At 64.8% G+C, this 12784-nt stretch carries 7 protein-coding genes; 6 read left to right on the top strand and 1 reads right to left on the bottom strand.

The features are described 5' to 3' along the window. Window positions 1–300: 300 nt before the first annotated feature. The 5 genes from QA635_RS03240 (at window position 301) to QA635_RS03220 (ending at window position 10791) form a co-directional block, all read left to right on the top strand. A complete protein-coding gene (locus tag QA635_RS03240; protein WP_283066882.1) occupies window positions 301–8325 on the top strand; it encodes a cadherin domain-containing protein in 8025 nt (2674 codons plus the stop codon). A 329-nt stretch (window positions 8326–8654) separates the two neighbouring features. Continuing rightward, window positions 8655–9152, top strand: coding sequence for a phage tail protein (locus QA635_RS03235; RefSeq protein ID WP_283066881.1), 498 nt, complete (start codon window positions 8655–8657; stop codon window positions 9150–9152). A 12-nt stretch (window positions 9153–9164) separates the two neighbouring features. After that, window positions 9165–9683, top strand: a complete 519-nt coding sequence (locus tag QA635_RS03230) for a phage tail protein (RefSeq protein ID WP_283066880.1) — start codon at window positions 9165–9167, stop codon at window positions 9681–9683. Window positions 9684–9695: 12 nt separating this feature from the next. Then, window positions 9696–10226 carry a phage tail protein gene (locus tag QA635_RS03225; RefSeq protein ID WP_283066878.1) on the top strand — a complete coding sequence of 177 codons (531 nt, stop codon included), beginning with the start codon at window positions 9696–9698 and terminating at the stop codon, window positions 10224–10226. Window positions 10227–10233: 7 nt separating this feature from the next. After that, window positions 10234–10791 carry a GNAT family N-acetyltransferase gene (locus QA635_RS03220; RefSeq protein ID WP_283066877.1) on the top strand — a complete coding sequence of 186 codons (558 nt, stop codon included), beginning with the start codon at window positions 10234–10236 and terminating at the stop codon, window positions 10789–10791. Here the strand turns inward: QA635_RS03220 and QA635_RS03215 are convergent. Then, entirely contained in the window at window positions 10773–11075 is a 303-nt protein-coding gene (locus tag QA635_RS03215) for a DUF6916 family protein (protein ID WP_283066875.1), read from the bottom strand. The genes QA635_RS03220 and QA635_RS03215 overlap by 19 nt on opposite strands. A gap of 502 nt (window positions 11076–11577) precedes the next feature. Here QA635_RS03215 and QA635_RS03210 point away from each other — a divergent pair. Continuing rightward, complete coding sequence (locus tag QA635_RS03210; RefSeq protein WP_283066873.1) at window positions 11578–12732, top strand: iron-containing alcohol dehydrogenase; 1155 nt, start codon at window positions 11578–11580, stop codon at window positions 12730–12732. The last annotated feature ends 52 nt before the right edge of the window (window positions 12733–12784 follow it).

The raw sequence follows: 12784 nt of genomic DNA, 5'->3' as shown, positions 1-12784 counted from the left end.
CATCGACAATACGGTCGTGGTTGCCAACCGGTAAATTTTCTTGGCCGCCGCGCTTTTCTCGAACATTCATTGGGCTTTTCTCGCGGCGCGAGTGAGTGGAAGCGATTACGTAATGGCAAGCGCATTTGAACTTGCTGATGTCGGGACTCCGCAACCGTCGCGGTGTCCGCATATTGCGAGCGGACCGGTGCGATCTCGGATCGCAAGTGGTCAACCTCAACGTGTGAACTGCTTCACACCTCGTCGTCCCCAAAAATTGTAGTTAGTTGATCGGCTTTCACGCCGATCGCGGGAGTGCTCATGACGACCATACCTGCCTATACAATCGGTGGTTTAACCCGCCCCGAGCTTCATCTCGATCCGAGCGGCAATATCATTCTGGATCCGGCCGCGCAGGCGTTCGTCAATACGTATGGCCTGCAATATCTTTACCTGGGTTGTCCTCCCGGCACGCCGTGGCCGCCGGTGCCCGGCTTCCTGTCGCCTCCGACCGACGCCAATGCCGGCGCCAACACGGTCGTTGAGGGCGCCGCAGCCAATACATCGGTCGGCATCACCGCGCAATCCACCAGCCTGATCGGTCTTCCGGTCACCTATTCGCTGGCGTCCGATTCCTCGCATGGCGGCTTCAAGGTCGATCCGAATACCGGCGTGGTGTCGATTGCCGATCCCTCCAAGGTCGATTTCGAGAGCTCCGGCGGCAGCTACGTCGTCAATGTGCAGGCCACCGACGGTATCTTCGTCTCGTCGCAGAGCTTCACGATCGCGGTCAGCAATGCGCCGCCCTCGACACCGACCGACGGCAACGCCACCGCCAACGCCGTCAACGAGGGCGCCGCGGTCAACACCTCGGTCGGCATCACCGCGTCGTCGGCCGACGTCAACGGCCCCGGCGTCACCTACTCGCTGACATCGGATTCCTCCAATGGCGGCTTCAAGATCGATCCCACCACCGGCATCGTCACCGTCGCCAATTCCGCCAAGATCGACTTCGAGACCGCGCCGGGCCACGCCTACACCATCACGATCCAGGCCAGCGACGGCCATGGCGGCGTCAGCTCGCAGAGCTTCACGATCAACATCAACGACGTGGCGGTCAGCACCCCGGTCGACATTAATGCCGCCGCCAACAGCGTCGTCGAAGGCGCTGCCGTCAATACGCTGGTCGGCATCACCGCCTCCGCGGTCGATCCGAACGGCCCCGCAACCACCTATTCGCTGACCGGCGACACCTCCGGCGGCGGCTTCACCATCAATGCCACGACGGGTGTCGTCACCGTCGCCGATCCGAACAAGCTCGATTACGAGAGCGCGCCGGGCCACGCCTACACCATCACGGTGCAGGCGACGAGTGGCGCGACCACGACGACGCAAACCTTCACGATCGGCGTGACCGACGCCCCGCCGTCGGCTCCCACCGACTCTGACGCCGCGACCAACACAGTGGTCGAAGGCGCCGCCATCGGCACCGCCGTCGGCATCACCGCGCACGCCACCGACATCAATGGCGGCACCGTGACCTATTCGCTGGTCGGCGATGCCCACGGCCTCACCATCAACGCCGCGACCGGCGTCGTCACCGTCGCCGATCCCACCAAGATCGATTTCGAAACCGCGCCCGGCCACGCCTACACGATCACCGCGCAGGCCAGCGACGGCACGCAGACCAGCACGCAGACCTTTACCGTCAACGTCACCGACGTTGCGCCGTCGGCCCCGGTCGACAGCAATGCTGCCGCCAATACCGTCGTCGAAGGCGCGGCCGTCGGCACCACGATCGGCGTCACCGCATCCTCGACCGACATCAACGGCCCGGCGGTGACCTATTCGCTGACCGGCGACACTTCCGGCGGCGGCTTCACCATCAACGCGACAACGGGCGTCATCACCGTCGCCGACCCGAGCAAGCTCGATTACGAAAGCGCGCCCGGCCACGCCTATACCGTCACCGCGCAGGCCAGCGACGGCACCCTCGCGACCTCGCAGACCTTCACCATCGCCGTCACCGAAGCCCCGCCGTCGACCCCGGTCGACAGCGACGCCAGCGCCAATGCGATCGCCGAAGGCGCGGCCAACGGCTCGACCGTCGGTGTCACGGCGTCGTCGATCGACGTCAACGGCCCGCCGGTGACCTATACGCTGATCGGCGACACCTCCGGCGGCGGCTTCACCATCGACGCGACAACCGGCGTCATCACCGTAGCGGATAGCACCAAGCTCGATTACGAGAGCAGCGGTCCGACCCATTCCTACACCGTCACCGCGCAGGCCAGCGACGGCACGACGGCGAGCTCGCAAACCTTTACGATCGCCGTCACCGACGTCGCGCCATCGATCCCGGTCGACTCCGACGCCGGCGCCAACACCGTCATTGAAGGCGCAGCCAACGGCTCGACCGTCGGCATCACCGCGTCGGCGACCGACATCAACGGTCCGGCCGTGACCTATTCGCTGATTGGCGACACCTCCGGCGGCGGCTTCACCATCAATGCCGCAACCGGCGTCGTCACGGTCGCCGATTCGAGCAAGCTCGATTTCGAAAGCTCGGGCGGCAGCTACACCGTCACCACGCAAGCCAGCGACGGCACGCTGGCGAGTTCGCAGACCTTCACCATCAACATCGCGGATGTTGCGCCATCGACCCCGGTCGACGGCGATGCCGCCGCCAACAGCGTTGTCGAAGGCGCGGTCGCCGGCACTGCGGTCGGCATCACCGCGCACGCGACCGACGTCAACGGCCCGGCCGTGACCTGGTCGCTGATCGGTGACACCTCCGGCGGCGGCTTCACCATCGACCCGACGACCGGCGTCATCACCGTCGCAGACCCGACCAAGATCGATTACGAGAGCAGCGGGCCGACCCATTCCTACACGGTGACCGCGCAGGCCAGCGACGGCACGCTGGCGAGCTCGCAGAGCTTTACCATCGCCGTCAATGACGCCGCACCGTCGACCCCGGTCGATGCCGACGTCGGGACCAACTCGATCGCCGAAGGCGCTGCCAATGGCTCGACCGTTGGCATCACCGCGGCGGCAACCGACGTCAACGGCCCGGCCGTGACCTGGTCGCTGATCGGCGACACCTCCGGCGGCGGCTTCACCATCAATGCGACGACGGGCGTCATCACCGTCGCGGACAGCTCCAAGATCGACTATGAAGGCCCGGCCGGGCACGCCTACACCGTCACCGCGCAAGCCAGCGATGGTTTGCTCACGAGCTCGCAGACCTTCACCATCGCCGTCACCGACGTCGCGCCGTCGACCCCGGTCGATGCCGACGCCGGCGCCAACCGCGTTGCGGTCAATGCACCGGTCGGCGCGGGAACCGGCGTCACGGCATCCTCGACCGACGTCAACGGCCCCGCCGTGACCTATTCGCTGGTCGGCGACACCTCCGGCGGCGGCTTCACCATCGATGCGACCACCGGCAAGATCACGGTCGCCGATCCCAGCAAGATCAACATTGCCGACCCGTCCTATGACGTCACGGTCGATGCGAGCGACGGCACGCTGCACAGCCAGCAGACCTTCACCATCGCCGTCGTGGTCGACCAGGCGCCGGTCGTCACCGCCGGCCACACGCTGAACTACACCGAGAACCAGGCCGCGACCGTGATCGATTCGGCGATCACGGTCACCGACGGCGACGACGCCAATCTGGTGTCCGCGACGGTGCAGATCACCGGCAACTATATCAGCGGCCAGGATGTCCTCGGCTTCACCAACCAGAACGGCATCACCGGCTCGTTCAATGCCGCAACCGGAACGCTGACGCTGACCGGCTCCTCCAGCGTCGCGAACTACCAGGCCGCGCTGGCGTCGGTGACTTACATCAACACCAGCGACAATCCGTCCGGGCTGGCGCGCACCGTTACCATCACGACCAATGACGGCACGCTCGACAGCTCACCGGTCACCGACACCATCAACGTCACCCCGGTCAACGACCCGCCCGTCGTCACCGCCGGTCACACCCTCAACTACACCGAGAACCAGGCCGCGACCGCGTTCGACCCGGCGATCATCGTGTCCGACGTCGACAACACTACGCTGACCGGCGCGACGGTGCAGATCACCGGCAACTACGCGAACGGTCAGGACGTCCTCGCCTTTACGTCCCAGAACGGCATCACCGGCTCGTTCAATGCGGGAACCGGCATGCTGACGCTGACAGGCACCGCCAGCGTCGCCGATTATCAGGCGGCGCTCGCCTCGGTGACATATCAGAACACCAGCGACAACCCGTCGGGCCTGGCGCGCACCGTCACGATCATCGCAAACGACGGCACGGCGACCTCCACACCGGTCACCGGCACCATCAACGTCACACCGGTCAACGATCCGCCGGTCACGTCCGCCGGCGGCACCCTGAACTACACCGAAAACCAGGCCGCGACCGTGATCGATGCGTCGGTCAACGTGACCGACGTCGACAGCGCCAACCTGACCGGCGCGACGGTGCAGATCACCGGCGGCTTCGCCGCCGGCCAGGACGTGCTGGGCTTCGTCAACCAGAACGGCATCACCGGCTCGTACAATTCCGCGACCGGCGTGCTGACGCTGACCGGCTCCTCCAGCGTCGCCAACTACAAGGCCGCGCTCGATTCAATCACCTATTTCAACTCGAGCGACAACCCGTCCGGGGCGGATCGCACCGTCAGCTTCACGGTCACCGACGGCACCGACAGCAGCAACACCTCGACCTCGACCATCCATGTCACCCCGGTCAACGATGCGCCGGTCGTGAGCTTCGGTGCCATCACCGGCTTCTCCGAGCCGCCGAACGGCACGCCGGCAGCGAACTCGACGCCGGTCACGATCACGCCGAACCTGACGATCACGGACGCCGAAGGCAACAATCTGACCGACGCGACCTTCGTGCTGAACAATCTGAAGCCGTCGGATGCTCTGTCGATCGCAGGCCACGCCGGCAACAGCGGCGATATCGGCGGCATCCACTTCGAGATCACGAGCACCGCGGGCACCGAAACGATCAGTTTCACCGGTACCGACACGCTCGCGCACTACAATGCGGCGCTGGACCTGATCCAGTTCAACAACACCAGCGAAAACCCCGACACCACCGCGCGGTCCTACAGCCTGACCGTGCACGACGACGGCGGCACCGCGAATGGCGGCAATAACACCGGGACAGGATCGACGACGGGAAGCGTCACCGCGGTGGACGATGGACCCACCGCGTCGGTGCCGGCGGACAATTCGATCGGAACGGCGTTCTCGCACACCAATTTCGCGATTTCAGGGCTTTCGGTCGCCGACATCGATGCCGCCAGCGGCAACGTCACGGCGACGATAGCCTCAAGCCATGCGAACCTGACCTTCAATACCGCCGGGCTCGCCAGCTTCACCAACAACAGCAGCCACACAGTGACGCTGACCGGCACCGTCGCGCAGGTCAACACCGCGCTCGCGACGCTGACCTACAACAGCGACGACGGCTTCACCGGCTCGGATACCGTCACGCTGAACATCAACGACAACGGCAACACCGGCACCGGCGGGCCGCTCACGTCGGGCGCCCAGACCTTCCATGTCGGCGTCGTGCCGCAGGTGTTCTATATCGACAACTCGCCCACGGCTCTCGCCAACAGCGCCAATCTCGGCACCGCGGCCGATCCATACACCTCGATCGCCGCCTACAACGCGGCGAATCCGGCCGGCTCTGGCGACTATGTCGTGCTGAGGTCCGGCACGTATACCGAGGCCAACGGCATCAACCTCGCCAATGGCGTCAACCTGGTCGGCGGCAGTCACTCCCTGACGTTCACCAATCCGGTGACCGGCGCCGTGGTGACCGCGAACACCGCGACCGGGACCGATCCGGTCATCAAGGTGACCGGCGCCGACAACGGCATCGACCTGCTCGGCACCTCGGGCCACAGCATCAGCGGCGTCAGCATCGACACCTCGGCCTCGACCGGCATAGGCATCAGCGACGACGGCTTCAATGTCGGCACCGTCACGATGTCCGACATCACGGTCAAGACTGCCAGTGGCACCGGCATCAGCTTCACGCATGGCGGCACCATCACGCTGACCGGCACCAACAACTCCATCACGTCAGGCACCGGCACCGCGCTCGATGTCGAGAACACCCAGATCGGCTCGTCCAACCTCATCCTCAAGAGCATCACCTCGAGCGGCGGGTCCAACAACGGCATCATCCTGTCGAATACCGGCACGGCCGCCGGCAATGGCGGCCTGCACATCACCGGCGACGGCTCGACGGCGGGCAGCGGCGGCACCATCGCTAACAAGACCGGCGCCGACGGCAGCACCACGCAGGGCACCGGCGTCTATCTGAACAACACCAAGGACGTTCAGCTCTCCTATCTGGCGATGCACGACTTCCAGAACTACGGCATCGTCGGCACCAACGTCACCGGCTTTACCCTCGGCAACACCACGGTGACCGGCACCAACGGCACCAGCGTCGGCGGCATCGGCGAGGGCGACGTCTACTTCACCGGGCTGTCCGGTGCGGCGTCGATCACGAACTCGACCCTCACCGGCGCAGCCTTTGATGCCCTGCACGTGTTCAACGACGGCGGCCAGACGCTGAACCGCATCACCGTGACCGGCTCGACCTTCGCGACCAATTCAGCGGCCGGAAACGCTTCGGGCGACGCGATCGTGTTCCAGGCAACCGGCGGAACGTTCAACGCCACGGTCCAGAACTCGACCGTCACCTCCGCGCGCAGCGACATGTTCCAGCTCAATTTGCTCGGCACGGTGTCGTCCGACCTGGTCATGACGGGCAATAATTTCAGCAACACCAACCAGAACATCGTCAGCGGCGGCGGCGGCATCACGATCGGCGGCGGCGGCGCGGCCAACGACGTGACACTGACCTACAATATCTCGAACAACACCATCAAGGGCGCCCTGGGCGGGGCTCTCGCGGTCACCAAAGGCACCGGCACCGACGCGCACTACACCGGCACGATCAGCGGCAACACGATCGGCACGCAAGGCGTGGCTGGCAGCGGTTCCACGACGGGTTACGGCATCAGCGTGTTCGAGGACGGCGCGGGCTCGTCGAGCACAACCATCACCAACAACCATATCTCCGGCGTCGTCGGCGGCATCTATACGTTGCTGCATAACGGCGCTGCCGGCGACATGACCGCGGTGATCCAGGGCAACACGATCGACACCCTCGATTCGACGAACGGATTTGCCGGCATCTATGTGCAGAACGGCTCAAACACCGGAGCCGGCGGCGACAACAATCTGCTGAACGCCATGATCGGCGGCGCCGGTGCGCTGAAGAACACCGTCGATCTCGGCGGCAATACGGGCCTCGGCCTGGTCGCCGGCATCTTCCTCGAACAGGAGGGCGTTTCGAAAACCGGCTTGATCGGCAGCCCCAACTATTCCGGCACGCCGTATAATTTCGGTGCGGTTGCGAGCTACGTGGCGAGCAACAACACGGTGACCGGAACCGGAAACGGGGCAGTTGCCACACAGGCCATCGGTGACCCCGGGCAATCCGCAGGCGGCGGCTATTTCGGCGGCGCTCAGTTCATGGTGGCCGTCTCAGGCGGCGTCGAAGCGACCTCGCCGACGGCGGGCGAGACCCACCTCACTCAGACCGAACTGAATTCCGTCATCTCCGCGGCGATTGCACAATGGGCCTCGGCCGGTGCGACGGCAAGCCAGCTCGCCACCATGAAGGCGGTCACGTTCAGCATCGCCAGCCTCGGCGGCGACGTCATCAGCGCGGAATCGAACGGCCATGTCACGATCGATGCCAGCGCCGCCGGACACGGCTGGTTCGTCGACCCGACACCATCGGACAATTTCGAGTTTGCCCATGCCGCGACCGCGACCGACCTGTTCGCGGACCCGACCAGTGCGGCAGCCGGACATCTCGACCTTCTGACCGCGGTGGCGCACGAACTCGGTCACGTCGTCGGCCTGGCGGACGACACGACGCCGAGCCACTCCGGCGACTTGATGTACATCAACCTGGCCGATGGCGAGCGCCGGCTGCCAAGTGCTGCTGATGCCAGCACAGCCGCCCCACACGTCATGCCGACGCAGGGCACGACGTCTTCGCAGGTCGAGCTGACCAGCCGCGACGGCTTCAACTTCTCGTCGTTCACCCAGTCGCCGTCGCAGACCAACACAAGCCATGTGGACCTGGCCGCGAACACCCAGACCCTGTCCGATCTGTTCAGCGGCGTTTCCAATGCAGCAGCCCCGTGGTGGACCGGCCACGAGGCCATGTTCGCTGCGATGGGCGGCACGCCGACCGACAATCACGCCCACACCCAGGTGCATCATGACCTGATCGTCTGATCGGGCACCGCATCAACCGCAACGCCTGCCGGATCGCTCCGGCAGGCGTTGTTTATCCAAGACGATCGAATCCGAATTGCCCGGAGCGGAGAGCTCCGATCGTCGCGCAGCATGCACGCGCGGACATCCCTTTGATGGCGCGAACTCCACACTAACGATCTCGACTCGCGGAGCGCATATTCAACCGGTGATTGAAGCAAAATTGCCAACGCGGACACAATCGTTTAGGTTGCACTTCGTGGAAAACACGCTATCGTGCACATGTTGTCGACGCGGCATCATTGTCTTGTATTTTTCACAAATCTTACGACGTCTCCGCGGAGGGACTTATGGCCGATCCGTTTCTTTCCGAAATCCGCATGATGTCGTTCGGCTTTGCGCCCAAGGGTTGGGCCTTTTGCAATGGGCAAGTGCTTCCGATCAATCAGAACCAGCCGCTGTTTTCGTTGCTCGGTACCGTCTATGGCGGCAACGGGCAAACCACCTTCGCCTTGCCCAATCTGCAGGGCCGCACCCCGATGCATGTCGGCAACGGCCATGTGCTCGGTGAACTCGGCGGCGAGCAGGCGCATACGCTTTTGATTAGCGAAATGCCGCAGCACACTCACGTCGCGAACGCCACCAACACCAATGGCGCCCTTCTGGTGCCGGCCAACAACGTTCTCGGCGCCTTGAACAACGCGTACGCCGCGCCCGCGGCGCTGACCGCGCTCACGCCGGGCAGCATTTCCACGGTCGGCGGCAGCCAAGCGCATCAGAACATGCAACCTTTCCTGACGATCAATTTCTGCATCGCGCTGCAGGGTATCTTCCCTTCGCAGAATTGACGGAGACCTCTCATGCCACAACCGTTTATCGGCGAAATCAAAATGTTCGCCGGCAATTTCGCGCCGGCCGGCTGGCAGTTCTGCGATGGCAGATTGCTGGCGATTTCCGAAAATGACGCGCTGTTCAACCTGATCGGCACCACCTATGGCGGCGACGGCCAGTCGACCTTTGGATTGCCAGACCTTCGCGGCCGACTGCCGGTACATACTGGTTTCAGTGCGGGCACCGCGTTCACGATGGGCGAAATCGGCGGCGTCGAGCAAGTCACCCTGACGACGCAGACGATCCCGGCACATAGCCACACGATGATGGCATCGCAGAACACCGGCACGAGCTCGAACCCGCAAGGCAACGTGCTCGACCAGATGAGCGGTGCGCTGCTGCTCTACAAGGAGCAAACGCCGACTACGCCGCTGAGCCCGGTGGTGATCGGGCCGACCGGCGGCAGCCAGCCGCACAGCAACATCCAGCCCTTCCTGTGCGTCGGTTTCATTATTTCGCTGTTCGGCATCTTCCCGAGCCAGAGCTAGGAGCGCGACACCATGGCTGACCCCTTCGTCGCCGAGATCCGCATCTTTCCGTTCAACTTCGCCCCCAGGGGCTGGGCTCTCTGCAACGGTCAGATCTTGCCGATCTCGCAGAATACGGCGCTGTTCTCGCTGCTCGGCGTCACCTATGGCGGCAACGGCACGTCGAACTTCGCGCTGCCCAACATGCAGGGCAACGCGCCACTGGCGCCAGGACAGGGACCCGGCCTCTCGCTCTACGACCTCGGCGAGAACGGCGGCTCCGACACGGTAACTCTGCTGCAAACGGAGCTCGCCTCGCACCCCCACGACATGATGGCGATCAACTTGCAAGCCGACCAGGCCGCACCGGCGCCGAATCGGGGCATCGCGCGATCGCTCAACGGCGCGGCCTATGTCGCCGGTACTCCGACGCCCGCGCTGGTGCAAATGAACTTCGGCATGATCGGACCGGCCGGCGGCGGTCTGCCGCACAACAATCTGATGCCCTATCTCACGCTCAATTTCTGCATTTCGCTGCAGGGCGTCTTCCCGCCGCGGAGCTGAGGTCGTTTTGACGCGCGACGTTCTCTCACCTGGCGTGTGCGCGTTCGGCTGGGCGCGTGCGGCGCAAGCCGGCTGCGGCTTTCGCCGCCTCACGGAGGCCGACCTGCCGTTCCTCGGCCGGCTCTATGCCGCGACCCGCGCCGAGGAGCTGGCGCCGGTGCCGTGGAGCGAGGCAGACAAGGCGGCCTTTCTCGATCAGCAATTCCGCGCCCAGCATGCGCATTACCGGCACTACTATCCGAACGCCGACTGGCTGGTGATCACACATGGCGATGAGGACATCGGCCGCTTCTATATCGAGCGCTGGCCGAGCCAGCACCGCATTATCGACATCGCCTTCATGCCGGTGCATCGCGGCAAGGGCTATGGCGAGGCGCTGCTGCGCGATGCGACGGACGAGGCGGCGGCGGCCGGCAAGGACGTCTCGATCCATGTCGAGAAGCTCAACTCGGCGATGCGGCTCTACCGCCGGCTCGGCTTCACGACCGAGGAAGACAAGGGCGTCTACGACCTAATGCGCTGGCGCGCGACTGCAGGTTACGACGATCAGGTGAAGATCGCCTGATAGCCATTGCCGTCCGCAAGCGGACCGATCGGCACCAGGAAAATCTCGATCACGCCCAGCGCCGGATGCCGCACCGGATAGATCGCCTGCGGCAGCCATGCTTCCTTTGGCGCCGCGAACAGCAGCGAGAACGCACCGCCCGGCCGGCCGCTGTTACCCGCGGGCTCGACCTTGGCGAGCTTCAGCGCCACCGCGCGATCCGCCGCCTGCATCTCGAACTCCGCATCCTGATGCGGCGTGAAGTCGTCAATGTGCAGTTTGGCGAGATCGACGGTGGATGTCATGCGCACGTCCCTGTTGCTTTCGAGGTGTAACACACGCCGCGATGTTGCCGTCAAGATTTCTGCCGGTCATCCGATTTCGACCTGAAGCTTTCACCGTCATTCCGGGGCGCCCTCTGCTTCCAGTGGGAGGCAAGTAAACGCAAGACTCGGATGCAGCGCGCCGCGAGGATGCGGATGTATGACTGACGCGAGCGCCACATATTCGATGTCGTCCCGGGCAAGCCAACGGGTCGGCGCGAAGCGCCGCCCGATGACAGGCTCCGCGCGACCCGGAACCCATAACCACCGATGCCAATTGTTTAGCCAGCGCTCGGGCCACAGCTCACTTCAACAACGCAACCCTGTGGTTATGGGTCCCTGCTTTCGCAGGGACGACGGCGGAATTGGCGGCGCGACCGTATCAAACCACCGGCAGGACCCTGATGACGGCCCCGATTTCCTCCGCTAACCTCGCCGCAAAGGACCGCCAGCAAGGCGGACCGTGTTGAGGGAGGACAGGCGCGTGCATCGAGGCCGTGTCGTATTCGGCGCCATGGACGAGGTCGTGTTCGGGCGGCCCGCGCGTGAGGCCATCGTCGAGCAACTGGACCGGCTGGGCGCCGAGCGCGCCTTTCTGATGGTGTCGAGCACGCTGAACCGCGAGACCGACGAGATCGAGAAGGTTCGCGCGGCGCTTGGGCCCCGCTGCGTCGGCACCTTCGACAAGATGCCGGCGCATACGCCGCGCGCCGCGGTCATCGCGGCGGCGGAGCAGGCGCGCGGCGCGAAAGCGGATTTGATCGTCACGATCGGCGGCGGCTCGATCACCGACGGCGCCAAGGCGGTGCAGCTTTGCCTCGCCAACAACGTCACGACGTCCGACGGCATCGAGACGATCCGCACCCATGGCGGCGTCTCGCCCGCGATGAATCCGCCGACCGTGCGCCAGATCAGCGTGCCGACCACCATCGCCGGCGGCGAGTTCTCGTCGATCGCCGGCGTCACCAACGAGGCCAAGCGGCAGAAGGAGATGCTGCGCCATCCGCTGGTGATGCCGCGCGCCACCATCCTCGATCCGGAACTGTCGGTGCACACGCCGGAATGGCTGTTCCTGTCGACCGGCATCCGCGCCGTCGACCATTGCGTCGAAGGCATCTGCTCGCGCGAGGCACATCCTTATGGCGACGCGCAGGCGCTGAAGGGGCTCGAGATGCTGGCAGCCGGCCTGCCGCGGGTGAAAGCCGACCCCAAGGATATTTCAGCGCGAATGGATTGCCAGATCGGCACCTGGCTCTCCACCGGCCCGCTCGCCTCGGGCGTGCCGATGGGCGCGAGCCACGGCATCGGCTACGTGCTCGGCGCCGAGTTCGACGTGCCGCACGGCTACACCTCGTGCGTGATGCTGCCCGCGGTGATGCGCTGGAACAAGCGCGACAATGCCGACCGGCAGGCGCTGGTCGCGGCCGCAATGGGGCATGCGGGCGCGGACGCCGGCGACGTGCTCGACCGCTTCATCCGCGACCTCGGCATGCCGCGCAGCCTGCAAGAGGTGCGCGTCGGCCCCGAGCATTTCGACCGCATCGCAACGCAAGCGATGCGAACGCCCTGGGTGCCGCGCAATCCGCGCAAGATCGACGATCCATCCCAAGTTCGCGAGATTCTGGAGATGGCTGCATAGAGCGTTTTCGAGCGAAGTGGGTACCGGTTCGCGTGAAGGAAACGCGTCAAAC

This window comes from Bradyrhizobium brasilense, from assembly GCF_029714345.1.
Classification (GTDB): Bacteria; Pseudomonadota; Alphaproteobacteria; order Rhizobiales; family Xanthobacteraceae; genus Bradyrhizobium; species Bradyrhizobium australafricanum.
Note: the sequence above shows the minus strand (reverse complement) of the source record. Positions and strands in the feature narration are given on the sequence as shown.

Coding starts and splice junctions, on each gene's coding strand:
- QA635_RS03215 (WP_283066875.1), bottom strand. CDS start 11,075: ATGACATCCACCGTCGATCTCGCCAAACTGCACATTGACGACTTCACG.
- QA635_RS03240 (WP_283066882.1), top strand. CDS start 301: ATGACGACCATACCTGCCTATACAATCGGTGGTTTAACCCGCCCCGAG.
- QA635_RS03230 (WP_283066880.1), top strand. CDS start 9,165: ATGCCACAACCGTTTATCGGCGAAATCAAAATGTTCGCCGGCAATTTC.
- QA635_RS03235 (WP_283066881.1), top strand. CDS start 8,655: ATGGCCGATCCGTTTCTTTCCGAAATCCGCATGATGTCGTTCGGCTTT.
- QA635_RS03225 (WP_283066878.1), top strand. CDS start 9,696: ATGGCTGACCCCTTCGTCGCCGAGATCCGCATCTTTCCGTTCAACTTC.